The sequence below is a fragment of the Rhizobium sp. 32-5/1 genome (assembly GCF_029537235.1).
Classification (GTDB): domain Bacteria; phylum Pseudomonadota; class Alphaproteobacteria; order Rhizobiales; family Rhizobiaceae; genus Pararhizobium.
On record NZ_CP120638.1, the window covers coordinates 2,090,783 to 2,114,597 of the forward strand.

Annotated in this window: 22 protein-coding genes and 4 pseudogenes; 10 read left to right on the forward strand and 16 right to left on the reverse strand. The window is 61.0% G+C overall.

The genetic code is table 11. The annotated features are described in order from the left end of the window. Positions 1–10 precede the first annotated feature (10 nt). The 7 genes and pseudogenes from P6U16_RS10805 to P6U16_RS10835 all read right to left on the reverse strand — a co-directional run bounded on the left by P6U16_RS10805 (position 11) and on the right by P6U16_RS10835 (position 9,276). The gene (locus P6U16_RS10805) at positions 11–1,021 is read right to left on the reverse strand and encodes an aldo/keto reductase (RefSeq protein ID WP_277703724.1); all 1,011 of its coding nucleotides are present in this window, start codon (positions 1,019–1,021) and stop codon (positions 11–13) included. Next, a pseudogene (locus P6U16_RS10810) lies at positions 1,018–2,033 on the reverse strand (sugar-binding transcriptional regulator). Before P6U16_RS10810 ends, P6U16_RS10805 begins: the two are co-directional and overlap by 4 nt. 1 nt (position 2,034) lies before the next feature. After that, positions 2,035–3,027: an ABC transporter permease gene (locus P6U16_RS10815; protein WP_277703726.1), complete on the reverse strand. Its 993-nt coding sequence runs from the start codon at positions 3,025–3,027 to the stop codon at positions 2,035–2,037. A gap of 28 nt (positions 3,028–3,055) precedes the next feature. Next, on the reverse strand, positions 3,056–4,594 hold the full coding sequence (locus tag P6U16_RS10820) for a sugar ABC transporter ATP-binding protein (protein WP_277703727.1): 1,539 nt from the start codon (positions 4,592–4,594) through the stop codon (positions 3,056–3,058). 68 nt (positions 4,595–4,662) lie between these two features. Beyond that, positions 4,663–5,691 carry a substrate-binding domain-containing protein gene (locus P6U16_RS10825; protein WP_277703728.1) on the reverse strand — a complete coding sequence of 343 codons (1,029 nt, stop codon included), beginning with the start codon at positions 5,689–5,691 and terminating at the stop codon, positions 4,663–4,665. A 486-nt stretch (positions 5,692–6,177) separates the two neighbouring features. Next, positions 6,178–8,012, reverse strand: a pseudogene (gene lepA / locus P6U16_RS10830) (translation elongation factor 4). A 63-nt stretch (positions 8,013–8,075) separates the two neighbouring features. Continuing rightward, positions 8,076–9,276: pseudogene (locus P6U16_RS10835) on the reverse strand (MFS transporter). 248 nt (positions 9,277–9,524) lie between these two features. Between P6U16_RS10835 and P6U16_RS10840 the strand changes: the two are divergent. The 3 genes and pseudogenes from P6U16_RS10840 to P6U16_RS10850 all read left to right on the forward strand — a co-directional run bounded on the left by P6U16_RS10840 (position 9,525) and on the right by P6U16_RS10850 (position 11,175). Further along, positions 9,525–10,112 carry an XRE family transcriptional regulator gene (locus P6U16_RS10840; protein ID WP_277703729.1) on the forward strand — a complete coding sequence of 196 codons (588 nt, stop codon included), beginning with the start codon at positions 9,525–9,527 and terminating at the stop codon, positions 10,110–10,112. Then, positions 10,109–10,635 (forward strand): annotated as a pseudogene (locus P6U16_RS10845) (GNAT family N-acetyltransferase). The gene P6U16_RS10840 and the pseudogene P6U16_RS10845 overlap by 4 nt, the downstream one beginning before the upstream one ends. Positions 10,636–10,797: 162 nt before the next feature. After that, complete coding sequence (locus tag P6U16_RS10850) at positions 10,798–11,175, forward strand: hypothetical protein (RefSeq protein WP_277703730.1); 378 nt, start codon at positions 10,798–10,800, stop codon at positions 11,173–11,175. Positions 11,176–11,223: 48 nt separating this feature from the next. On the opposite strand, the gene P6U16_RS10855 is transcribed toward P6U16_RS10850, so the two are convergent. The 3 genes from P6U16_RS10855 to P6U16_RS10860 all read right to left on the reverse strand — a co-directional run bounded on the left by P6U16_RS10855 (position 11,224) and on the right by P6U16_RS10860 (position 12,478). Then, complete coding sequence (locus P6U16_RS10855) at positions 11,224–11,700, reverse strand: anti-sigma factor (protein ID WP_349017687.1); 477 nt, start codon at positions 11,698–11,700, stop codon at positions 11,224–11,226. An 80-nt stretch (positions 11,701–11,780) separates the two neighbouring features. Next, on the reverse strand, positions 11,781–11,930 hold the full coding sequence (locus P6U16_RS28355; RefSeq protein WP_349017688.1) for a hypothetical protein: 150 nt from the start codon (positions 11,928–11,930) through the stop codon (positions 11,781–11,783). Continuing rightward, entirely contained in the window at positions 11,927–12,478 is a 552-nt protein-coding gene (locus tag P6U16_RS10860) for a sigma-70 family RNA polymerase sigma factor (protein WP_277703731.1), read from the reverse strand. The genes P6U16_RS28355 and P6U16_RS10860 overlap by 4 nt, the downstream gene beginning before the upstream one ends. A 285-nt stretch (positions 12,479–12,763) precedes the next feature. Between P6U16_RS10860 and P6U16_RS10865 the strand changes: the two genes are divergently transcribed. Further along, the gene (locus tag P6U16_RS10865) at positions 12,764–13,552 is read left to right on the forward strand and encodes a DUF4394 domain-containing protein (protein ID WP_277703732.1); all 789 of its coding nucleotides are present in this window, start codon (positions 12,764–12,766) and stop codon (positions 13,550–13,552) included. 73 nt (positions 13,553–13,625) lie between these two features. Here the strand turns inward: P6U16_RS10865 and P6U16_RS10870 are convergent, their stop codons facing one another. After that, on the reverse strand, positions 13,626–14,192 hold the full coding sequence (locus tag P6U16_RS10870; RefSeq protein ID WP_277703733.1) for a GNAT family N-acetyltransferase: 567 nt from the start codon (positions 14,190–14,192) through the stop codon (positions 13,626–13,628). A gap of 164 nt (positions 14,193–14,356) precedes the next feature. Here P6U16_RS10870 and P6U16_RS10875 point away from each other — a divergent pair, with 164 nt between their 5' ends. Beyond that, positions 14,357–15,022, forward strand: coding sequence for an OmpA family protein (locus tag P6U16_RS10875; RefSeq protein ID WP_277703734.1), 666 nt, complete (start codon positions 14,357–14,359; stop codon positions 15,020–15,022). Positions 15,023–15,365: 343 nt separating this feature from the next. On the opposite strand, the gene P6U16_RS10880 is transcribed toward P6U16_RS10875, so the two are convergent. Continuing rightward, positions 15,366–16,418: a lysine-2,3-aminomutase-like protein gene (locus tag P6U16_RS10880; RefSeq protein ID WP_277703735.1), complete on the reverse strand. Its 1,053-nt coding sequence runs from the start codon at positions 16,416–16,418 to the stop codon at positions 15,366–15,368. Continuing rightward, a complete protein-coding gene (epmA, locus tag P6U16_RS10885) occupies positions 16,415–17,476 on the reverse strand; it encodes an EF-P lysine aminoacylase EpmA (protein WP_277703736.1) in 1,062 nt (353 codons plus the stop codon). The genes P6U16_RS10880 and epmA overlap by 4 nt, the downstream gene beginning before the upstream one ends. Positions 17,477–17,673: 197 nt before the next feature. On the opposite strand from epmA, the gene efp reads away from it, so the two are divergent. After that, positions 17,674–18,243 carry an elongation factor P gene (efp, locus tag P6U16_RS10890; RefSeq protein ID WP_277703737.1) on the forward strand — a complete coding sequence of 190 codons (570 nt, stop codon included), beginning with the start codon at positions 17,674–17,676 and terminating at the stop codon, positions 18,241–18,243. Between the two features lie 83 nt (positions 18,244–18,326). On the opposite strand, the gene P6U16_RS10895 is transcribed toward efp, so the two are convergent. After that, entirely contained in the window at positions 18,327–18,653 is a 327-nt protein-coding gene (locus P6U16_RS10895; RefSeq protein WP_277703738.1) for a hypothetical protein, read from the reverse strand. 26 nt (positions 18,654–18,679) lie between these two features. Further along, positions 18,680–18,931 carry a GlsB/YeaQ/YmgE family stress response membrane protein gene (locus P6U16_RS10900; RefSeq protein WP_277703739.1) on the reverse strand — a complete coding sequence of 84 codons (252 nt, stop codon included), beginning with the start codon at positions 18,929–18,931 and terminating at the stop codon, positions 18,680–18,682. Positions 18,932–19,138: 207 nt separating this feature from the next. Between P6U16_RS10900 and P6U16_RS10905 the strand changes: the two genes are divergently transcribed. After that, positions 19,139–19,996, forward strand: coding sequence for an EamA family transporter (locus tag P6U16_RS10905; RefSeq protein WP_277703740.1), 858 nt, complete (start codon positions 19,139–19,141; stop codon positions 19,994–19,996). A gap of 84 nt (positions 19,997–20,080) precedes the next feature. Beyond that, positions 20,081–21,322 carry a cyclopropane-fatty-acyl-phospholipid synthase family protein gene (locus P6U16_RS10910; RefSeq protein ID WP_277703741.1) on the forward strand — a complete coding sequence of 414 codons (1,242 nt, stop codon included), beginning with the start codon at positions 20,081–20,083 and terminating at the stop codon, positions 21,320–21,322. Here P6U16_RS10910 and P6U16_RS10915 read toward each other — a convergent pair. Then, positions 21,306–22,145: a lipo-like protein gene (locus P6U16_RS10915; RefSeq protein WP_277703742.1), complete on the reverse strand. Its 840-nt coding sequence runs from the start codon at positions 22,143–22,145 to the stop codon at positions 21,306–21,308. The genes P6U16_RS10910 and P6U16_RS10915 overlap by 17 nt on opposite strands. A gap of 187 nt (positions 22,146–22,332) precedes the next feature. On the opposite strand from P6U16_RS10915, the gene P6U16_RS10920 reads away from it, so the two are divergent. Further along, positions 22,333–22,752, forward strand: a complete 420-nt coding sequence (locus P6U16_RS10920; protein ID WP_277703743.1) for a CopD family protein — start codon at positions 22,333–22,335, stop codon at positions 22,750–22,752. Between the two features lie 69 nt (positions 22,753–22,821). Next, positions 22,822–23,805: an iron exporter MbfA gene (gene mbfA / locus P6U16_RS10925; protein ID WP_277703744.1), complete on the forward strand. Its 984-nt coding sequence runs from the start codon at positions 22,822–22,824 to the stop codon at positions 23,803–23,805. Positions 23,806–23,815 lie beyond the last annotated feature (10 nt).

Consider the following 23,815-nt stretch of genomic DNA (forward strand, 5'->3'; position numbering starts at 1 on the left):
TGGCGATCCGCTACCTGTCCATGTCAGTCAGTTTCGCCGTTATGGCCGTATCGATGGCGGCAAGTTCGGCCGCCTCGAGCCGGATGGTCCCGGCCCGCGCATTGTCGATTGCCTGTGCCGGATTGCGCGCCCCGCAGAGCGCGAAGGTCACGCCGGGCTGGGCGAGCGTCCAGGCAATCACCGTCTGGGCGATGCTGGCGCCGTGTCCTTCCGCGACCGGCCGGATGGCGTCAGCAAGCGCCGTTGCCTTCTGCCGGTTGCCGACCGAAAAGCGCGGATTGTCCTTGCGCTGGTCGTCCCCGGAAAACACCCGGTCCGGACCGATGGTGCCGGAGAGCAGGCCGAGTGCCAGCGACGAGTAACTCAGCGTCGCAATGCCGTTGGCCCTGGTCAGCGGCAGCAGATCCACTTCGATCTCGCGGTCGATCATGCTGAACCGCTCCTGGATCGCATCGAGACCACCGGCGGCAATATAGGCATCGAGATCGTCCTTGCTGACATTGCTCGCCCCGATCGCCCGGATCTTGCCGGACGTACGCAGGTCTTCCAGCGCTCGCATGGTCTCCTCGATCGGCGTCGTCGGGTCCTGCCAATGGGTGATGTAGAGATCGATATAATCGGTCCCGAGCCGCGCCAGGCTTTCCTCGACCTCGTGAACAATCGCGTCGCGCCCGAGATAACGGTGCACTGGCTTGCCATCCTGATCGAAGAAATGCCGGCCCATCTGCGTATGCCAGACAAGGCCGCATTTGGTGGCGATGACGGCCTTGTCGCGACGGCCTGCCAAGGCCTTGCCGACGATTTCCTCGGAGCGTCCAAGCCCATAGGCCGGCGCCGTGTCGATCAGCGTCACGCCGGCATCGAGCGAGGCCTGGATCGCGGCGATGGATTCGTTTTCATCCGTCCCGCCCCACATCCAGCCGCCGATCGCCCAGGTGCCAAGACCCACCGCCGAGGCGGAAACGCCGGATTTGCCGATCTCGCGTGTCAATTGCTGTCCAGTCTGGTCCTGTCCGCTCATGCCCGTCTTCCTTCACTATTTGCCAGTGCGAGTACCCGCGCACCCGTCGCCTCGTCAGTCACCAGCGTATCCAGATGATTGCCCCTGAGCACGCTGAGGATCGGACTGACCTTGTTCGGCCCGCTCGCGACCCCGATCTTGGTCGGGATCGAGGCGAATTCGGGCAGCGTCAGCGATACCAGCGAGCGGTTGAGGCTGTAATCGCAGACTTGACCTTGATCATCGAGCAGATGGGCAAGCAATTCGCAGGACGCGCCGGAGCGCTCGATGGCCGCGCGATCCGCGCTTGAGGACGGATGCAGGTCGTAATAGCTGCTGTCGTCCGACAGGATCGAGCCGATACCGACCACCGCGATCTCGCTTCGCGCGCCCGTTTGAACACATCGGCGACGGAGCGCATGTTGATCAGCATGCCGCGCTCGGCAGCGCTATCGGCAAACAACGGCGCGTGGATCTGATAGGAGCGCCCGCCCAGCCGATCGGCCATCATGGTCGAGACGTGGTTGACGTCCGTATAGTGTTTGCCCTGGACGCAGCCGGTCGCCGGGATGACCTCGACTGCGTAGCGTCGCTGCGCCTGCAGGCCGGCAACCACGGCGCTGACGCCCTTGCCGCCGGTGATGCAGATCGTGTCGCCATCGGTGATTTCCTCCAGAAGCAACCGCGCTGCGGCTTCGCCAACGGCTTGCAGGGCCGTCTGCAGATTGTCGGAAACCGTCGGCACGACGATGGCGCGGCTGATGCCGCCGAGCGCCACCAGTTTTTCTTCCATATCCACCAGCGGCTCGACCGGCGACTTGATCTTGATCTCGACGAGACCCAGTTGCCGGCCGCGCTTGATCAGGCGGTTGACCGTTGCGTGCGAGATGCCGAGCTGATCGGCGATCTGCGCCTGCGTCAGGCCTTCGAGGAAATGCAGCACCAGCGCCTGGTGCATCTGCCGGGCGATGACGATTTCCTCGCGCGGCGCGTTGACGGCTTTGAGTTTGGCGATCGGCCTATTGGGCGACATATCAGGCAGCCTTCCGCTTGTGCAGGAAATGATCGATGGAAACAGCGGCGAGCAGAATGCAGCCTTTGATCATGTCTTGCCAATAGACGGAGACGTCAAGCAGGATCAAGGAGCTGGTGACGACGGAGAGCAGGGCAATGCCGAGGATCGCACCGAGGATGGTACCCGAACCGCCGTTGAGCGAGGCGCCGCCGATCACCGCGGCTGCGATGATGTTGAGCTCCATGCCGACGCCGAAGGTGGGGGTCGCAGCACCGAAACGGGACATGTAGATGACGCCGGCGACACCCGAGAGCGTTGCGCAGAGAACCGTCACCCAGAACTTTACCTGGTTGGTCTTGATGCCGGAATAGAGCGCCGCCTTCTCGTTGCTGCCGGTGTAGAACACCTTGCGGAAAGCGGTTGCCCGGCGCAGCAGGAAATCGAACAGCACGACGACGGCGACGAAGATCAGGATCACATAGGGAACACCGTAGAATGTGCCCTGCCCGACGGCCTTGAACGAGGGCGGCAGCGTAAACAGCGACAGCGGCGTGCCCTTGGTGATGATCAGGCAGATGCCGCGCACGATCACCATTGCTGCCAGAGACGTGATGAAATGGTTGAGCCCCACCACCGTGACGAAGAAGCCCATGACGCAGCCGATCAGGCCGCTGGCGATGATGCCGATCAGCGATGCGCTCCAGGGATCGAGCCCCATCAGGAACAATGAGCCTGACAGCACCATCGAAAAACACACGACCGAGCCGACCGACAGGTCGATGCCGCCGACGATCAGAAGGATGGTCATGCCGACGACGACGATGCCTTCCACCGAAAACGACATCAGCATCGCCCGGAAATTGCCCAGCGTCAGGAAGTGCGGCGAGGCAAAGCTCATGATGATGCCGAGCGCCAGGATGATGGCAATCAGCCCCGCCTCGCGCATTGTCCCCAGCCGTTTCCAGCCCGGTGCTCGCGCCTGATGTGCCGTTGTCAACGTAGCGTCCGCCATGACCTTGTCTCCTGCCCCTGCTTTTTCTTTATGCGGCATGCTCTGATGCCTTTGAATTGTTATGACCACCGATGCCGGATGCGAGCCGCATAATCGCCTCTTCCGTCATCGCCTCGCCCTCGACCTCGCCGGCAACCCTGCCTTCACGGATGACGAGAACCCGATCGCAAAGGCCTAAAAGCTCCGGCAGTTCCGAGGAAATGACGACGATGCCTATGCCGGAGCGCGCGAGATCGCGCAGGAGCCGGTGGATTTCCGATTTTGCCCCGACATCGATGCCGCGCGTCGGCTCGTCCATCAGGATCACCTTGGGATTGACAGCCAGTTGCTTGGCGATCGCCACCTTCTGCTGGTTACCGCCCGATAGCGACGAGACCGGCATGTCTATGCCGCCCATGCGCACGCCGAGCCGCTTGACCATATCCCGGGCACGATCGGCCTCGGCCTTGGAATTCAGCAGGCCCAATGGCCCGGTCAGCGATTTGAGATCGAGGACCGCGATGTTCTGCGCAATCGAGAGATCGAGGAAGATGCCGGAGCCCTTTCGATCCTCCGAGAGATAGACCACGCCCGCCTTCACGGCCTGCGCATAGGACCGGATCACCAACCGCTGCCCATGCAGCTGAACTTCGCCTTTCGTAACCGGCCGCAACCCGCAAATGCCCTCGGCAATCTCCGTGCGGCCCGAGCCGATCAGCCCGCCGATGCCGAGAATTTCGCCCTTGCGCAGTGCAAAGCCCACACCCTTGAAGCGGTTGCCATCGCCGAGATCACGGACGCTGAGAATGGTCTCTGCCGTCCGCTCCGCCGGCGCCTGTTTTTCCGGATAAAGCTGGGTAATCTCGCGGCCGACCATGCGGCGCACCACTTCGTCCGGCGTCAGATCCTTGACGTTCGCCGTCGAAACATAACGTCCATCGCGAAACACGGTGACGCGGTCGCAGAGGCTGAAGATTTCCGCCATGCGGTGGCTGATATAGATAATGGAGATACCCTGCGCCTTCAGATCGCGGATGATGCCGAACAGAACCTGCGCCTCCGATTCCGTCAGCGCCGCTGTCGGCTCGTCGAAGATCAGCACCCGGCAATCGAGCGTCAGCGCCTTGGCGATCTCGACCAGCTGCTGGCTGGAAATCGAGAGGTCACCGACCTTGCGGCGCACGTCGATCGGCGCCAGCCGGTTCATCACGACCTGCGCCTCCCGCTCCAGCCGACCATAATTCATGAACGGCAAACGCCTTCGGTTCGTCGTCGCCATGAACATGTTTTCCGCCACCGTCGCATCGGGGCAAAGCGCGATCTCCTGGTGCACGAGACCGATCCCCAGCGATTGCGCCACGGCGGGAGACGTCACTTTCACCGGCTTGCCGTTGACGAGGATTTCGCCCTCGCTCGGCTGCAAGACGCCGGCGATGATGTTCATCAGCGTCGATTTGCCGGCGCCGTTTTCGCCGCACAGCGCATGGACTTCGCCCTTTTCTAGGTCAAAGCTCACATCCGTCAACGCCTTGATAACACCGAAGTGCTTGCTGACATTGCGGATTTCCAGAACCGGCACAGACGCCATTACAGTCTCCTCCCGAACGCTTGCGGTGGCTGCCCGGAATGAAACATCCCGGACAGCCGGCACGAAGATTACTCCTCGATACCCTTCGTGCCCCGCCGCTTCAGATACTTGTCCCAGTAGAAGTCGTCGGCATTGTCGGCCGTGACGATCGACAGGCCGTTATCGACGAAGGGAATGCTCATCGGGTTGAAACCGACACGCTTGGCGTCGTTCATCGGGTCGATGAGTTCCGGATGCTTGGCAAGCCAGAGAAGCATGAAGCCCATATAGCCCTGCATGCCCTGGTTCGGATTGATCGAGCCGAACACTTCGCCGGCCTTGATCATGTCGAGGATATTGGCGTTGACATCGGCGCACATCACCAAAATCTTGCCGCCGGTCTCCTTGTTGGCCTGCGATGCGCCGATGGCCGAATTGGCTTCCGGCATGAACACGGCGCCAAGGTTCGGATGCGCCTGCTTCAGGCTCATCAGGCCCTGATAGGCCTTGTTCGGATCCTGGTTGGAGGCCGCCCGGCCGACCAGCTTCATATCAGGGTATTTCTCGGTCATGCGGGCAATGAAGGCGGCGATGCGCTTGTCGTGATTGTCCTGACCCGGATTTTCCAGAACCGCGTATTCCCCCTTGCCGCCCATCTTCTCGGCGATCGCGTCGGCCGCATAGGTGCCTTCGCGGGTGTTATCCGAGGTGATGAAGGAGATACGCTTGGAGAGCGGCGCATCGGCTGCGAAGGTGACGACCGCCGTGCCCTGATCGATCGCCCGGTTGATCGGCTCGATGAACGGGTCCGAGTTCATCGGATGCACCAGAATGCCGGCCGGGTTCTGGGCGAGTGCCTGGTCGAATGTGGCGATCTGCTTGTTGACGTCATATTCCGGCGTGCCGGTATAGGCGGTCTCGCAACCGAGCTGCTGGCCCGCCTGCTTGAACATTTCATAGACCGGGAACCAGTATTCGACGCCCGAGACCATGACGTTCATGACGTATTTTTCGCCCGGCTTGCAGCGAAACGGGTTTTCCGTTTCAGCGCTGGCAGGGCCGGCAAATAAGGTGGTTGCAAGGACCGCCATTGCGGTCGTGCTTAGAAAATTGCGCAAGATTCCTCCTCGAGGCCGAAGCCCCTCCCAAAATGTCCGGTGGCGCCAAAAGAGCGACCGTTGATCCAATGAAGACCGAACTTCCTCCTCGAAGTCCGATAAGGGGAGATAAACGCAACAGAAGTTACGTGTCAATATAATTCATATGTAGAAATATATTTCACGATAAGTCAAGCGATAGAACGCCTCGCAAGTCGAGGGTTTGTGGTGACGTTTTGATGCGCTGAAGGTCAGCCGCGTAGGTCGGGGTGTCTGGTCGGCAAGCCGCAACGTCACGTAGACGCTGGAGCAACCTGCTGTAGCTCTGGCTTTGCGAGGTATTTGGGCCGAACGGTTTCAGCCCGCTTGGCACTAAAGCGCAAGGTCGCCCTTTCGTGTCACAGGCAATGCTGGACGACAGGATCAGCTAGGCTGGCTAGGCTGTCCTGGCCGGACGGAACCGGCAGGGGAAAGGTATGAGGGAAGGGAGAGAGGCGCAGGCGCCCCTCACTCGTCGCCCATCTTCAGCGCTGCGATAAACGCTTCCTGCGGGATTTCCACCTTGCCGAACTGGCGCATGCGCTTCTTGCCGGCCTTCTGCTTGTCGAGCAGCTTGCGCTTGCGCGTGGCGTCGCCGCCGTAGCACTTGGCGGTGACGTCCTTGCGCAGTGCCGAGATGGTTTCGCGGGCAATGACGTTGCCGCCGATCGCCGCCTGGATCGGGATCTTGAACATGTGCTTCGGGATCAGCTCTTTCAGCTTTTCGCACATGTCGCGGCCGCGCTTTTCGGCGGCCATGCGGTGGACCATCATCGAGAGCGCATCGACCGGCTCGCCATTGACGAGGATCGACATCTTGACCAGATGGCCTTCCTGATGGGCGGTGATCGTATAGTCGAACGAGGCATAACCCTTGGAGATCGACTTCAGCCGGTCGTAGAAATCGAAGACGACTTCGTTGAGCGGCAGGTCATAGGTGAGCATGGCGCGGGAGCCGACATAGGTCAGTTCCACCTGGATGCCGCGGCGATCCTGGCAGAGCTTCAGGATGCCGCCGAGATGCTCGTCGGGCGTCAGAATCGTCGCGCGGATCCACGGCTCGTGGATTTCGGCGATCTTGACGACATCGGGCATATCGGCCGGATTGTGCAGCTCGCGCTCGGTGCCATCGGTCATGAACAGCTTGTAGACGACGGATGGCGCGGTCGCGATCAGATCGAGATCGAACTCGCGCTCGAGACGTTCCTGAACGATCTCGAGATGGAGAAGCCCGAGGAAGCCGCAGCGGAAACCGAAGCCCAGAGCGGCCGAGGATTCCATTTCGAAGGAGAACGACGCGTCGTTGAGGCGCAGCTTGCCCATGGCAGCGCGCAGGTCCTCAAAATCGGCGGCATCAACCGGGAACAGGCCGCAGAAGACAACGGGTTGCGCCGGCTTGAAGCCTGGCAGCATGTTGGCGGTCGGACGCTTGTCCTCGGTGATCGTATCGCCGACGCGGGTATCGGCCACTTCCTTGATCGAGGCGGTGATGAAACCGATCTCGCCCGGGCCAAGCGCATCGACGGTGACCATCTTCGGCGTGATGACGCCGACGCGTTCGACCTGATATTTGGCGTCCGTGCCCATCATGCGCACGGTCTGGCCCTTTTCAGGACACCGTCGAGAATGCGCACGAGAACGATGACGCCGAGATAGGTGTCGTACCAGCTATCGACCAAGAGCGCCTTCAGCGGCGCGGTTTCGCCGCCCTCGCTCTTCGGCGCCGGCAACTGGTGCACGATCGCTTCCAGCACGTCGGGAATGCCGAGACCGGTCTTGGCGGAGATCAGCACGGCCTGGCTTGCGTCGATGCCGATGACTTCTTCGATCTGCTCGCGGATGCGGTCCGGCTCGGCGGCCGGCAGGTCGATCTTGTTGAGGACGGTGACGATCTCGTGGTTGTTGTCGATCGCCTGGTAGACGTTGGCGAGCGTCTGGGCTTCCACGCCCTGGGATGCGTCGACCACCAGCAGCGAGCCTTCGCAGGCCGACAGCGAGCGCGAGACCTCGTAGGCGAAGTCGACGTGTCCGGGCGTATCGATGAGGTTCAGCACATAGGTCTCGCCATTGTTGGCGACATAGTGCAGGCGCACGGTCTGCGCCTTGATGGTGATGCCACGCTCCTTCTCGATATCCATGTTGTCGAGAACCTGCTCCGACATCTCGCGCGCGGCGAGACCGCCGGTCGACTGGATCAGCCGGTCAGCCAGCGTCGACTTGCCATGGTCGATATGGGCGACGATCGAGAAATTGCGGATGTGCGACAGGGGCGTCTTTGAAGGTGTTGTGCTCATGCGCCGCATATAGCAGCGCATACAGGCGCCGCAAAGCGGGAAATGCAGGCTTTGTTCACTATAATTAGGGGTTCAGGCCCGTGGCGGATCGGCCTGCGCCCCGTCCATCAAGGCGCCGGCATTTGGCATCTGCGCACTCTTCATCTCGAAATTCTCCCGAAGGTGCGGCGGCACCGTTTCGCGGAACTTGAGCCTGACAGCAACGAAGACGGCATAGGCGAGCGCCGTGCCCATGGCGGCGTAGATGAAGGTCTTGGGACCGAAGACCGGCGTCAGCAGCGTGATCGACAGGGGAATGATCGTCGCGGCGATCGACCAGCACATCAGAAGCGTCGAGGCGAGGGGTACGAAATCGGAGGGCGCCGTGCGGTCGTTGGCATGGGCGTTGGCGATCGAATAGACCGTCTCGACGGCACCGGCAAACACAGCAAAGACCAGCATTATCAGGATCAGGTTGGCAAAGGAGACGAACAGCGAAACGACGCCGGCAAGCGCGATCAGGATGCAGACGAGGATGAGCACGATGCGCCGGTCGATCCGGTCCGACAGCACGCCCATCGGATACTGGATGAAGATCAGCCCGAACTGCATGACCAGCATCAGAAGCGCAACGTCACCCTGGCTCACCGAATTGGCGGCGGCATAGATGGGGGTAAAGCCCTGCACCGCCATGGACAATCCACCCGCGGCGAGAACCCCGACAAAGGCGACCGGCGAGTTGCGCCAGACGAGCGGCACATCGACGCTGACCTTGCCGGGCGGCGGCGGATTGGGCAGGCGCGTCAGCCCGATCGGCAGGATCGCCAGCGTCGTGAAGAAGATGGTGAGGATCGGCGCCAGATTGCCCTCGGCCGGAATCTGGCCGAACAGCCAGGCGCCAAGCCCGATGGCGATGACATAGATCATGTAGAACAGCGACATGGCCCTGCCGCGCCAGCTATTGGCGGCCGCGTGATTGAGCCAGCTCAGCGTGATGATGAAATTGATGTTGCCGGCCATGCCGTAGATGCCGCGCGCCAGCACCCAGAGCCAGGGCGAGACCCCGAGGCTGATCAGCACCGCCGACAGGATGACCAGCGCCATGGAGCAGGAAAAGGCCCGTGCATGCCCGACACGCCGGATCATCGGCCCCGGCAACAACGCAGCCGGCAAGCCCGCCAAAAGCAAGCGCCGTCACCGCAGCACCGGCGACCTCGGGCGAAATGCCGCTTTTTGCCAGCATGAACGGGACATAGGCGAACATCATGCCATTGCCGATGCCCACACCGGCCATCGACAGCACAATGCTGGTGATCGACAGGACCGAAGATGCGGATTTTTCAGGTTCGGGCATGACGGATTCCTTCTGATGCGGCGTTCATAGATGCCCTGGCGCTGCACGAAAATACACACAGCGCTTGTGGCAACCATATTCCTCGTCGGCGGCCTATCAGTATCGCCGCAGCGGCATCGCACGATTTTATTTTTCGTGCATCGGCCCGACCCGTTGACTCCACTATAAGACTGTATAATTCTCTTATAATGGAAAAATCGTTACAGGATCTTGAAAGCAATATCGGCGCCCGCGTCCGCACCATCCGTCTCGAACAGAACCTGACACTGGACGAACTGGCGCTGCAATCGGGCGTGAGCCGGGCGATGATCTCGCGCATCGAGCGCGGCGAGGCAAGCCCCACGGCCCAGCTTCTGGCCCGGCTCTGCAGCGCTCTGGGAACCACGCTGTCGCGATTTTTCGCGTTTCAGGATGCGCCGGCAAGCCCGCTCTCGCGGCACGCGGACCAACATCTCTGGCGCGACCCGGAAACCGGCTATGTCCGCCGCGCCGTTTCGCCCGAGGGCATGCCGACGCCGGTCGATATCGTCGCGGTAGATTTTCCGCCAGGCGCCCGCGTGGTTTTCGATCCGCATCCGCCGGACGCCGAGACAACGCAGCACGTATGGCTGTTCGAAGGGCGGCTGACGATGACCAGTGCCGGGGAGGTCCATGCGCTGGAGCCTGGCGATTGCCTTTTCATGCCGCTTGGCCACGGCCACAGCTTCCACAACCCGCATTCCGAGCTGGCACGCTACGCCGTTATTCTCAACCGCAGGATCCTGAAGACACGATGACCGACCACCGCATCCGTATTCTCGACGAAGACCAGGCTAGGCAGGCGCTGCCGGCCCTGACAGAGATCCTTGTCGATTGCGTCGAGGGTGGCGCCTCGGTCGGATTTCTTGCCCCTACACGACAGAAGACGCCATGTTCTTCTGGGACGGCGTCCGCGCTGCCGTCGGGCAGGATGCGACCGTCCTTCTGGTGGCGGAGGTCGATGGTCAAATCCTCGGCACCGCGCAATTGGGTATCAAGCTGCCCCCCAACCAGCCGCACCGCGCCGATCTGAAGAAGCTCCTCGTCCACCGGAAAGGGCGTGGCATGGGGCTCGGTCGCGCCCTGATGGAGGCGGCAGAAGCGGAAGCGACCCGGCTCGGCAAGCGCGTACTGGTGCTGGACACGGCAACGGATAGTCCCGCTGAAGCGATCTATGAGCGGCTCGGATGGGTCAGGGTCGGAGTTATCCCCGACTATGCGATGATGCCGGATGGCAGCTATTGCGGATCGACCTTTTTCTACAAGCACGTCGGTCACTGAATTTCTTGGAGCCGCAAAGCGAGCTGGTGGCGGGGCTCATGCCCAAAAATGTCCGGCGATCTCCATGAAAATCAGAATTTTTGGTGGTACGGCCCATTTTGTGTGTCGCAGCTTCATGATAGGCGAATATTAGCCGCAAGGCTTATAGTCAGAGGGAACCCCATGAAGACCATCTCCAACCGCGTGCGCCTCGTCGCACTGTCCATGTTCATGCTTGCTGGCGGCCTGCAGGCTGCAACAGCCGCTGATGTTACCTTCCAGATGAAAAACAGCCATCCGAATGCCGTCGAGGTCGAACTCTACAGCCAGGATCGCAAACATGTCTGGCCGGGCGACAATCAGGTTTATTATCTCGATGACGGCGAGACCAAGCAGATTCCGCTGTCCTGCGACGAAGGCGAAAAGATCTGCTACGGCGCCTGGGTTTCCGGCGACAAGGCGACCTATTGGGGGACCGGACCCGAAAATGCCGAAACCTGCGACGATTGCTGCTATACTTGCGAAGGCGGCAACACCGAAGAAATCAACCTGACGGAATAGTCTTGCCGAAACAGGAACGCCCCTGTGGTGGGGCGTTCCTGACGGCGTCTAGCGTGGCTGCCGGGCAAAACCCTTGACCAGGATCGGCCCTGTGGGGCGCCCGGTGGGCGATCCACCTGCCTGCTCCAGTGTGATTTCGTAGAGTTGAGCCTCCTGCGGCCGCGGCAGCTCGGGGCCATCCAGCGTCATCGTCTCCGATCGCGGCAGCAGGCCCAGCGAAACCGGTCCCATCTCCTTCGAGGGCAATGTCCAGACCTGCATGACACGGCCCTCCGGCACGGCGAATTCGGCAAGCGGCGTGATCCGTGCCGAGGCATTGCCGAAATCCTCAACGAGAACAAGCGGTTCCCCGGCATCATTCACCAGCACGGCGACAACCTGCGGCTCCGGCCGCATGATCAGGCTGAAACCAAGACCGAGTGCCAACAACAAAGAGGCTGCCATACCGGCCAGTGCCGCCCGACGCCAGCGCCCTTCGCTGTTGTCGTTGGCAGGCATCTTCGCCTGATCGGCAGAGTTCTCCACGCGTGGATTGTCCAAACCCAATGTAATGCGATCCCACAGACCGTCGGGTCCTATCGCCGGATCTGCGAGCAGATCAAGTTTCAAAACCGGTCGCGACTGGCAGCGACCGCGGCACGCAACGCGGCATCCTTTTCGATACGCGCTTCGACGCGGGCGTACTCGTCGCCATCCAGCAGGCCAAGCACATACTCGTCGGCCAGCTCATCGATGTTTTCGATCCGGTCGCTCATGCCATGCACTCCCGCAGCGAAGCGAGGCCGCGGCGAACCCACGCCTTGGCGGTGCCGAGCGGCACCTGCAGGCGTCCGGCGATTTCACCATGGGTATAGCCCGACATATAGGCCATGAGCACGCTGCGCCGCTTGGTCTCATCGAGGCGCGACAGGCATTCTCGCAGGCGGTCATGCTGCTCGAGATCCGTCCAGGCGTCGAGGGTATGATCGGAATGCGCGGTATCCTGAAGCTCTGCCAGAGTGTCGGCGTCGGTCAGTTCCAGCCGCCTGCCATCGCGCACAAGGTTGAGCGCACGGTTTCGCGCGATCGCATAGATCCAGCCACGCGCCGAGCCCCGATCGGGTGCATATTGGGACGCCTTGGTCCAGATCTGGATGAAGGCCTCCTGGACGACATCCTCCGCCAGATCGCGCCGACGCAGGACGCGCTGGGCAACGGCGATCATCCGTCCGCCTTCCTGCTGGAATATCAGGCGCAGGGCAGCACGATCACCGCGCGCGCAGCCGGAAAGCGCATCCGCCAATGTCTTCTGATCATCCTGCATTGTGGCTCCGCCGTCTCCCTCTGCAACATGCCGTTCCCCGCTGTCAACGGAGCGAGCGCCCTGACCACTTTTCGGCAAGCGATCCGCATTTAAGCCCTTATCAGCCGATCTCTGCAACGTCTTGCTCATGGCGGTTTTACACGCCGCGGGCCTCTTCGGATGCAAGAGGCCGAAAATAAAAATTCCGACACTGCATCCAAACGCTGCGGCCGTGTGTCTTCCGTCTGAAGGCGACAGAGGATGATGCCTTCAAACAAAGAATTCACACAACGAAGGAGACTTGGGATGACCACCATCAAGACCGTACTGATCGCATCGACCGTCCTCATGGGCAGCACGGTTGCCGGCTTTGCCGCGCCGGTCCTCGGCCTTACCGGCGAAAAGACGCTGGTCATGTTCGACACCGCAAGCCCTGCCGTGAGCAAGACCATGGACGTCACCGGCGTCGACAGCCTCGTCGGCATCGACTTTCGTCCCGGCAACAAGACTGTCATCGGCGTCACACCGGACAGCACGATCGTGACGATCGATCTTGCCACGGGCGCGGCGACCGAAGTCGCCAAGATGAACACGCCGCTTGCCATCGACGATGCGCCCGTGGTCGTCGATTTCAACCCGATGGCCGATCGCCTGCGCTTCATGACCGGCACAACCAATCACCGAGTCCATCCGGATACCGGCGAAGTCACCGTCGACGGCAAGCTCGCCTTCGAAGAGGGTGACATGCACAAGGGCGAAACGCCCAACATTGTTGCCGCCGCCTATGTCAACGCCTTCGGCAAGCCGGAAAAGACTGGCATGTTCAATATCGACGCGACGATCGGCGGGCTGATCCAGCAAACCAAGCCGAACGACGGGACCCTAAAGGCCATCGGCAAGCTCGGCATCGAGGGCGCAGCATCGACCTATGCTTTCGACGTGCAGACCACCGAGGACGGCACCAACACCGCATGGCTCGTCAATGGCACCAAGCTCTATACGGTAAACCTTGAAACCGGTGCGGCCACGGCGGCCGGCGAGATCACCGGGGCAAGCGGAGATATCCGCGACATCGCCGTCCTGCCTGCGATGTAAGCGGCGCCAGGCAGTTTGGAACGGCACCCGGGTCGCTGCTTTCTTGGTAGCGGCCCGGCGTTTTGCGTCGGTTTCAGTGGGAAACCCGGTTCCATTCCGAGTGCGTCACCTCGTACCAGACTTCGCCGTGCTCGCTGCCCGGAATGGGATCAGGCCCATCGAACGGAATTGTTCTGATGTAGGTCATCCCGATCTTTTCCATCACGCGGCGCGATGCTTGGTTCACCGCCATCGTGGTCGCCACGATCCTATCATAGCCAGCACTTCGGAACCCCCAATCGATGAGCGCCGAAGCTCCTTCCATAGCCAGCCCCTGCCCCCAATCCGTCCGGCGCAGGCGATAACCGAGTTCGGCCAGTTTCTCGCTCTCCGGCCAAAGGCAAAACCACCCGACGAAGATGCCATTGCTGGTACGCCGCGCCGTCCAGACGCAAAGCTCCGTTCCCCGCGGCATGAGAAACGTCGCGTTCGGGTGTCCCTGCGTGTGATCGACTGCGTATCCGCCGTTCAGGAAGCGCATAACCTCCGGGTCAAGCTCAAGCGCGATGAAATCATTGCTGTCTTCTGGACAACCGGGGCTGAGGATCAACTGCTTTGTCTGCAAAACGGCCATTTCCAGGCATCCATCCGTCGTCTGCATCACTATGTCCGGATTTGCGCACAACTCCAGTGACAAGCCGGATCGGATGCATACATCGAAATACAGAAAATCAAAAGTTTTGACTGGGCTATCCATGCCCTTCATCTTCCCGCCGCAATCGGTAGTATGAAGCAAAGTCTGAACCAATGGGGACCACTGATTCCATGATCAAGAGATTTACCGTGCTGGCCATCGCCGCTGTCTATCTGTCCGGCTGCACGACGACGGACCCGTATACGGGCGAACAGAAGATGTCGAACACAGCCGGTGGGGCGCTGATCGGCGCTGGCCTCGGTGCCGCAACCGGCCTTCTGGTCGGCGGCAGCGCGGCCGGACGGCGCGATGCAGCGCTCGTGGGAGCCGGCATCGGCGCGCTCGGCGGCGGCCTGATCGGCAACTACATGGACAGCCAGGAATCCGAACTGCGGGCGCAACTCCAGAACACCGGCGTTTCCGTCACCCGCTTCGGCGACCGCATCGTTCTGAACATGCCGGAAAACATCACCTTTGCCACCGACCAGGACCAGATGAACCCGAGAGCCTATCCGACGCTAGATTCCGTCGCGATCGTGCTGCGCAAGTTCAACAAGACACTGATCGACGTCGATGGCCACACGGATTCGACCGGTAGTGCCAGCCACAATCAGGATCTTTCGGAACGGCGCGCCATATCGGTTGCCAACTATCTCGGCTCGCAGGGCGTCGACCAGCGCCGCATGTCGGCTGTCGGCTATGGTCCCGACCGGCCGATCACATCCAATGCCAGCCCTGAAGGCCGCGCCCAGAACCGCCGCGTCGAAATCTCGATCGCGCCGATCAAGGAAGGCTGATCAGTCTTTGGAAAGAATCGGCGAGTCTGATATTCTGTCCGTCTCTCCATAGACGGCAACGCAACTGCATGGGCGATGGTTTGCTCTCTCTTCTCCCCAACGGGGAGAAGGTGGCCCGAAGGGTCGGATGAGGGGGCCGGAGGCCACCTCATTTCGGCTCCGGCTTCGCCGGCCCCTCATCGCCTCGCATATGCTCGGCACATCTCCCCGCTGGGGAGAAGAGGGAGATCGAGGCACGCTGTCGCCATTCACACGCTCTTGAAGGACAAGTAAGCAACACTGACAGAGTACCGTACCCTGTCCGCTTCCCAAAATAATCTGCCTCAATCGAAAAAACGCGACATCACGCCTTGGGCGGATAGGCGTGTTCTTCGCCCCGGAAATCCGTCACCGTGAAACAGCCGCCGCCATTGTCCTCGATCGTCGAGGCGCTCACCACGGCCTTGCCGTGGCCGCCCGGAATATCGAGGATATAGGCGGGCTGGCAAAGGCCGGAAATCCGGCCACGCAGGGCGGCGACCAGCGCCTGGCCTTCGGCGATCGTCAACCGGAAATGGCCGGTACCGGGCGCGAGATCCGGATGGTGGAGATAGTAGGGCTTGACCCGGTTTTCCACGAAGCCGCGCATCAGCGCCGCGAGCGTCTCGACGTCGTCGTTGACACCCTTCAGCAACACCGACTGGCTGACCAGTACGACACCGGCATCGACGAGCTTTGCAATGGCGCGGCGTGCGTCCGGCGTCAGCTCTCGTGGGTGATTGGCGTGCAGTGCCAGATAGGTCGCCTTGCCGCTGGCCTTCAGGGCGTGGATCAGCGCTTCGTCGATCCGCAGCGGCTCGACCACCGGCACACGCGTGTGAAACCGCATGACTTTCACATGCTCAATCGTCGCCAATCGCTGCATGATCTCGGCAAGACGCCGGGGTGACAGCACCAGCGGATCGCCGCCCGTGAGAATGACCTCCCAAATTTCCGGATGCGACGCGATATAGGCAAAGGCCGCATCCATGGCATCAGGTGTAAGTGTGCCCAGCCCCTGCGGACCGACCATTTCCCGGCGAAAGCAGAAGCGGCAATAGACCGGGCAGACATGCACGGCTTTCAGCAATACACGGTCCGGATAACGATGGACGATGCCCTCGACCGGGCTATGCGCCGCGTCGCCGATCGGATCCTGTAATTCCTCCGGCAAAAGCGTCAGCTCGGCTATGTCCGGAACGAACTGCCGGGCGATCGGATCCTGCGGATCGTCGCGATCGATCAGCGCGGCCATCGCCGGCGTGATTGCAATGGCATAACGCGCAGCCACCGCATTGATGGCCTCCACCTGTTCCGGTGGGATCAGCATTACATCGCGCAACTCGCTTGCGGTGCGGATCGGTCGGACGGCGTTCATCGCGCCTCACCCGCCGTTTCGGGCACAGGCGCCCAGATCACCTGATCGATACGCGTGGCGCCGGTTGCCAGCATGACCAGCCGGTCGAAGCCAAGCGCGATGCCGCTTGCCTCCGGCATGATTTTCAGCGCCGACAGGAAATCTTCGTCCAGCGGATAGGTCTCGCCGTAGACGCGCTGTTTTTCGACCATTTCCGCGCCAAAACGGCGCCGCTGTTCCTCGGCGTCGGTCAGTTCGCCGAAGGCGTTGGCCAGTTCGACGCCGCAGGCATAAAGCTCGAAGCGTTCTGCCACGCGCGGATCGCGGGCCGTCGGCCGGGCAAGCGCCGCCTCGGCAACGGGATATTCGTCCAGTATCGTGGCGCGTCCGAAACCCAGATTGGGCTCGACCTTTTCAACGATCACCCGGCTGAAGAGGTCCGCCCAGGTATCGTCTTCGGCGACGCGAAGGCCGGCGGCCTTCAGGCTGGCTGCCAGATGCGCGCGGTCCGTCGCGCCTGTTGAATCGACGGAAGCCAGGAGGTCGATGCCGGCAAAGCGCTGGAAAGCTTCGGCGACGGAAAGGCGCTCCGGCTTGAGGAAAGGGTCCGAGTGCCGGCCACGCCAGGTCAGCTGCTTCGCGCCCACGGTTTCTGCCGCAAGAGCCAGCATGTCTGCGGCATCGCGCATCAACGTCTCGTAACCCTCACCCACCCTGTACCATTCCAGCATGGTGAATTCCGGATGGTGCAGTGGTCCGCGCTCGCGATTGCGATAGACATGGGCAAAACAGGCGATGCGCCTCTCACCCGCCGACAAAAGCTTTTTGCAGGCGAATTCCGGCGATGTGTGCAGGTAGAGCGGCGTGCGGCTGCCGTCATGATGGATCGCTTCCGTCGCGAAGGCATGCAGATGCGCCTCGTTTCCGGGCGAGATCTGCAGAGTTGCGGTATCGACCTCAATGAAATCGTGTTCGCCAAGGTACCCGCGCAAAGCCGCCTGAATCCGGTTGCGACCGAGGAGAAAACCACGGCGATCGGCATGGACATCCGGGCTCCACCAGGGAGAGGCAACGGGCATGGCAGTCCTGTTTTCAACCCTTCTGCATCAAGGCTATTCGCCACGTTTTAAGGGTTTCTTCTAAGCGTGGCCGCCGTCACACTGGCAATTTGCCCAAATATAGGTTAGGTGCGGCCCGAAACTCATTCCGGCGTCCTTGACGCGCATATGTCGTGCGCTCCTCTACGACGCATCAAGCTCAGTTACAAGGAAGACTTATGGTCAAGGTAATCGCCTCTTCGGTTCGCAAGGGCAATGTTCTCGAAGTCGACGGCAAGCTCTACGCCGTTCTCACCGCCGCGAACTTCCATCCCGGCAAGGGCACGCCGGTGACGCAGGTCGATATGCGCCGGATTTCCGACGGTGTGAAGGTCTCCGAGCGCTGGCGTACGACCGAACAGGTCGAGCGCGCCTTCGTTGAAGATAGCGACCATACCTTCCTGTATGAGGACGGTGAGGGCTTCCACTTCATGAATCCGCAGACTTACGATCAGGTCGCCGTTTCGCCCGACGTTATCGGCGATGACAAGGCCTATCTGCAGGAGGGCATGGTGGTTCAGCTGAAGATGTTCGAAGGCCTGGCGCTGGCGATCGAACTTCCGACCCGTATGACGCTCGAAGTCATGGAGACCGAACCGGTCGTCAAGGGCCAGACGGCGTCCTCATCCTACAAGCCGGCGATCCTCGCAAATGGCGTGCGCACCATGGTGCCCCCGCATATCGGCGTCGGCACGCGTGTCGTCATCCTCACGGAAGATGCCTCCTACGTCGAGCGCGCCAAGGACTGATTAGTTTCAGCTATATTCAGACATGAAAAAGGGCGCCGTGGGAAACTCACGGCGCCTTTTTCAATTTCAGGTTCAGATATCGCTTAGTGTTTCAGTTCCGGATAACGCTCGTCGGCTTCTACACCGGCTTCCGTCTCGTCGTAGCCTTCAAGTGTAACGGATACATTGTCCTCAACACTCAGGCCGCCTTCCCGGCGAACCGGAATGCGGGCACCGTTGTCGCGCACCAGAACAGCCTCACCGTTGAAACCTTGCTGCAAGAGCCAGTCGCGGGGAGCATTAAGACGAATGCGCACCTGCTTGCTGTCGTCCTCTTCGCGGGCGACTACTAGTTCATAGGACACCGGCTTGGACTGGCCATTGATTTCCAGCATGCCGCTGCCGTTTCCTTCGTCTGCAAATGTGAGCATTGTCTTATCTCCTTGCCTGTTTCGGCTCAGCGCCGGACGGCGCGTCCAACCGCAATCAGAATACATGCGCCGATGAAACCGATGATGAGGTAGGCAAGCCAACCGGTGAAGCTCATCCCGGCAAATGTCAGGATGGCATTGAGAACGACTGCGCCGATGATGCCGAGAATGATGTTCATGAACAGGCCCATGTTGGACTTCATGAACTGCTCGGCCATCCAGCCGGCAAAACCACCAATAATAATCGCTGCAATCCAGCCCACGCCATTCACATCCATTGTTTTCTCCTGGGTTCAACCAATGATTTTCGTCAGGGATAAACGGATAAGGCGCGATTATGTTCCGGCCCCTGTTTGCGGCAGCATCAGGCCCGTTGATGCTATGGGCCACCATTATGAATTTGCAGCGCATCAGCAGCTCCGGTAGATCCGGTCCTGGCGAAGCCTACGGTCGGTCAAGGGATGGGCATGGAACAGCAGGTCAGCATGGCAACAAAAATAGGTGGCGTTGGAACGGCAGCGGCTTTGACCGGCGGTCTGCTTTGTCTCCTGTCGATGTCGAGCGTTCAATTCGGGTCAGCGTTTTCAGCGTCCGCAATTGCTTCTTATGGCGCCTTCGGCACCACGTGGATGCGGCTGATCTGGGCGGCGGTCCTTCTGGCAATCATCGTTCGTCCGCCGATTTTCAGCTATTCACGGGCGCAGTGGCAGACTGCCGCTCTGCTGGGCGCATCCATGGCCGGCATGACGCTCTGTTTCTTTGCGGCCATCGAACGCATTCCGCTTGGCCTTGCCGTCGCCATCGACTTCCTTGGGCCGCTGGCGGTCGCTACTTTTGCCTTCGGACTTGGCTGGCGGCTTGTCTGGCCGCTGATTGCCGGGGCCGGGGTGCTGATGCTTGCCCATGACGGCACCGGCTGGATCGGCGACAAGGCCGGCATCCTGTTTGCTTTCGGCGCCGCCACCGGCTGGGCGCTGTACATCATCCTGATGAAAAAGGCGGGAAATGCTTTTGTGGGGCTGCAGGGCCTTTCGATGTCGCTGATCATCGCCGCCATCGTCGCCACGCCCTTTGGCCTTGTCGATAGCGACCGGATGACCGTTGACGGCGCTATCAGCATCTTCGGCCTTGCGATCCTCGTTCCGCTCCTGCCCTATGCGTTGGAGATGATCGCGCTGCGCCGCATGACCATGTCGTCCTTCGGCATCCTGATGAGCCTTGAGCCGGCCATGGGGGCTCTCGCAGGCTTTCTGGTGCTCGCCCAGCCGATGACCGTGGCACAGATCGCCGGCACTGTTCTTGTGGTCGCAGCATCAGCGGGAGCAACGGCAACCACGGCCTGATGCGCAGCGCATTTTCGGCGCGCAATTTGCAAACCCGGTGATAGGATGCGGCCGAAAAGCCGTTTTCTCCATCTCGAGGTGCGCATGTTTCTGCTGTCCCATATGATGAAAGCCTTTATCAAGAAGGGCCGGTTGACGGTCATCGACGCCGACGGCAAGGCCCACGTCTTTTCAGGCGAGCCGGGACCAGAAGTGACGATGCGGCTGACGGACAAGAAGCTCTACCGCACACTCGTCTTCAATGCGGAGCTTGCAGCGGGTGAAGCCTATATGGACGGCACGATGCTTTTCGAGAATGGCTCGACGCTCAAGGATTTCCTGACGCTCTTTTCGATCAACCGGCTGTCGCTCGGCTCCTACCCGATCCAGAAAGCCTTGCGCGCGGTCAAGATGCGGTTTCGCAACCGGCAGCAGGCCAACCGCAAGGGCCAGGCGCAGCAGAACGTCGCCCATCACTACGATGTCGGCAATGAATTCTACAAATTGTTCCTCGACGAGAACATGCTCTATTCCTGCGCCTATTTCCGCGAGGAAGGCGAGACGCTGGAACAGGCGCAGCGCAACAAGCTGCGGCTTCTGGCCTCCAAGCTCTGCCTGCGTCCGGGCATGAAGGTCCTCGACATCGGCTGCGGCTGGGGCGATCTCGCTCTCTATCTCGCCCAGCTCGAGGACGTCGAAGTGCTCGGCGTCACTCTGTCGAAGGAGCAGCAGGCGTTGGCCTCGCAGCGCGCCAAGAATGCCGGCCTCGAAGGCCGCGTGCGCTTCGAACTGCGAGACTACCGCGACGTGGACGAAAGCTTCGACCGGATCGTTTCGGTCGGCATGTTCGAGCATGTCGGTGTCAGCCACTACGACGAATTCTTCAAGAAGCTCAATGCGCTGATGCCGGATGACGGTGTCGCGGTCATTCATTCGATCGGCCATATGAGCCCGCCGGGCATGGCCAGCGCCTGGCTGCGCAAATACATCTTCCCCGGCGCCTATTCGCCAGCGCTGTCGGAAGTCTTCTCCGTCGTCGAGCAGAACAGCCTCTGGGTCACCGATCTGGAATTTCTGCGCGTGCATTATGCAACGACGCTGAAACACTGGGTCGAGCGCTTCGAGCAGAACCGCGACAAGGTCGTGGCGCTCTATGACGAGCGTTTCGCCCGCATGTGGGAGTTTTACCTGATCAGCTGCGAGATGATGTTCCGGACGGGAAGCCAGCTTGTCTTCCACATGCAGCTGTCACGCCAGCGGGATGCAGCACCGATCGTGCGCGATTACATCACCGACCGGCAGAAAGCCTATATCGTGCGCGAAAAGACACTCAATCTCTCGCTGTAACAGCGGGCTCCACCGGGCCCGACCATTGCAGCCGCTTGTAGTCGAAGCCGTATTCGAGCGTCGGTTTGACGACGGCGAAGAAAGGTGAGAGGTCGAAATCGCGCGGCGTATACAGCGAGTGATGGCGGATGTGCAGAATCTCCGACCTTGAATAGGTCGACGCCGCCGCCGCCCGGCCCGGCGCGCGGGTGATTTCCGGCAGGATTGGATAGCGGATGCCTTCGAAGGCTTGCGCGATCAGCGTCGAGCAGATCGCCCGCGTCGGATCCCCCGAGCCGAAGGCCAGCATGCGGCGACGCCAGCGCACCGGCACCGGAGGCGTCGGCATGAAGTAACGCAGCATGTCGAAAATGTTCTTGAGGTCGTATTTCAACCCGAGCCGCGAAATCATGAAGGAGACCAGCATGTTGCGATCGTCAGGCGTCAGCCCGATCGGCCGGCAGATGCGGGTGTTGTAGGTTGAATATTTGTTGAGCGGCACGGCGACGCACCCTTCGCCGAGATTGACCTCGATCAGTTGTGGCCGGTCGATGATCGGCAGTGCCGCCTGGTCGAGCGTGAGCGGTATCTGGTCGCCGGCGAAAAAGGCGGCATGCGACCAGGTGGATTGCGTCAGATACTTGATCGAGGCGGACATTTTCTGGTTGCCCTCGACGAGGAGAACATCGCCTGGCCGAAGCGTGCGGGCCAGGGTTTCCGGATCGGAGGGCGTATAGGGCTCATAACCCGAGGTCTTGGTTTCGAGCCGCGCCGCCACCACCCGCCCGAAGCGGTCGAGCAAAGTTTCGTGGCCCGACGAAAGGGACTTGATAGCAGATGTCAAACAGGACCCTCCCGGTCGTTGCGGTCATTCTATCCATCACCGCCCCAGCGAGTCGATAGCAGCCGCCCATGAGAGCGCCCTTCTGGCGCTCACCTTTGCGTCACCGTTCTTGATGCCCCCCACACTTCAAGTCTGCGTCGCGTTGGCCTATCTCTCAGGGGGCGCGCAAACGGGAGGACAATTCGCGATGGACTATCTCTGGCTCAAGGCTCTGCATGTGGCAGCTATCATCACCTGGGTTGGAGGCATGCTCGCCATGTCCGTCGCGGCCCGGACCATTCCCGCCCTTGGTGCTGAGCGAAAGACCGCAATCGCCACCTTGCGAAAATGGGACCAGCGGATCACCTCGCCGGCCATGGGCTTTGCCTGGATTGTCGGAGTGACCTTGGTCTTCATGGGCGGCTGGCATTCCGCCATCTGGTTCATGATCAAGTTCGTGCTCGTTCTCGCTCTGTCGGCGCTGCACGGCGTGCAGGGCGGCGCGCTGCGACGCATGGGAAATGATCCGGCAATGGCGGCCCCCGCCGTTCTGCGACAAGGCCCGGCGATGACCATCACAATCGTTCTGCTCATCGCCATCCTCGTCATCGTCAAGCCGTTTCAATAGCGATTTGCGCATTGACAGCGCCGTCTCGAATTCCTAGTTTAGAATTATTCTAAAAATTGGAATTCGGTCATGCTGTCACGATTTCTCCGTCCATCCAAACGTCCGCTCCAATCCCTGAGCGAACAGGAAATCCTTGCGCTGGCGATCTCCGCCGAGGAGGATGATGGCCGCATCTATCTCGCCTATGCCGATGCCTTGCGGACAAGCTATCCCAACTCCGCCCGGGTCTTCGAGGAGATGGCGGAAGAAGAGAGCCACCATCGGCAAATGTTGATCGATCTGCATGTGGCACGCTTCGGCAACCGCATTCCGCTGGTCCGGCGCGAGCATGTTCGCGACTTTCCGGAGCGCAAGCCGGACTGGCTGATTGCCAACATGCCGATCGAGACGGCCCGCGCGCAGGCCGAGGCAATGGAGGAAGCGGCGCATCGATTCTATCTGGAGGCCGCCGCCCGCTCCGAAGACGCACCGACCCGAAAACTGCTTGGCAATCTGGCGCTTGCGGAAAAATCGCACGAAACGCTGGCCCGTCGTCTTGGCGAAAAGCATACGCCTGACGATGTAAAGGAAGAAGAGGCCCAGACGGCGCACCGGCAGTTCCTGCTGACCTATGTACAGCCGGGGCTCGCCGGATTGATGGACGGTTCCGTCTCGACGCTGGCGCCGATTTTCGCTGCCGCCTTCGCAACGCAGGATACCTGGCAAACCTTTCTCGTCGGACTTTCGGCGTCGGTCGGCGCGGGCATTTCCATGGGCTTCACCGAAGCCGCCCATGACGACGGCAAGCTATCCGGCCGCGGCTCGCCGATCAAGCGCGGGCTTGCCTCCGGCATCATGACCGCACTCGGCGGCCTCGGCCATGCCCTGCCCTATCTCATTCCACACTTCTGGACCGCGACGGCCGTCGCCGCTGTCGTCGTCTTCGTCGAGCTCTGGGCCATCGCCTTCATCCAGAACAAGTACATGGAGACGCCGTTCTTACGCGCAGCGTTCCAGGTGGTGCTGGGTGGCGGGCTGGTGTTGGCTGCCGGCGTTTTGATTGGGAATGCGTAGACCACAAACG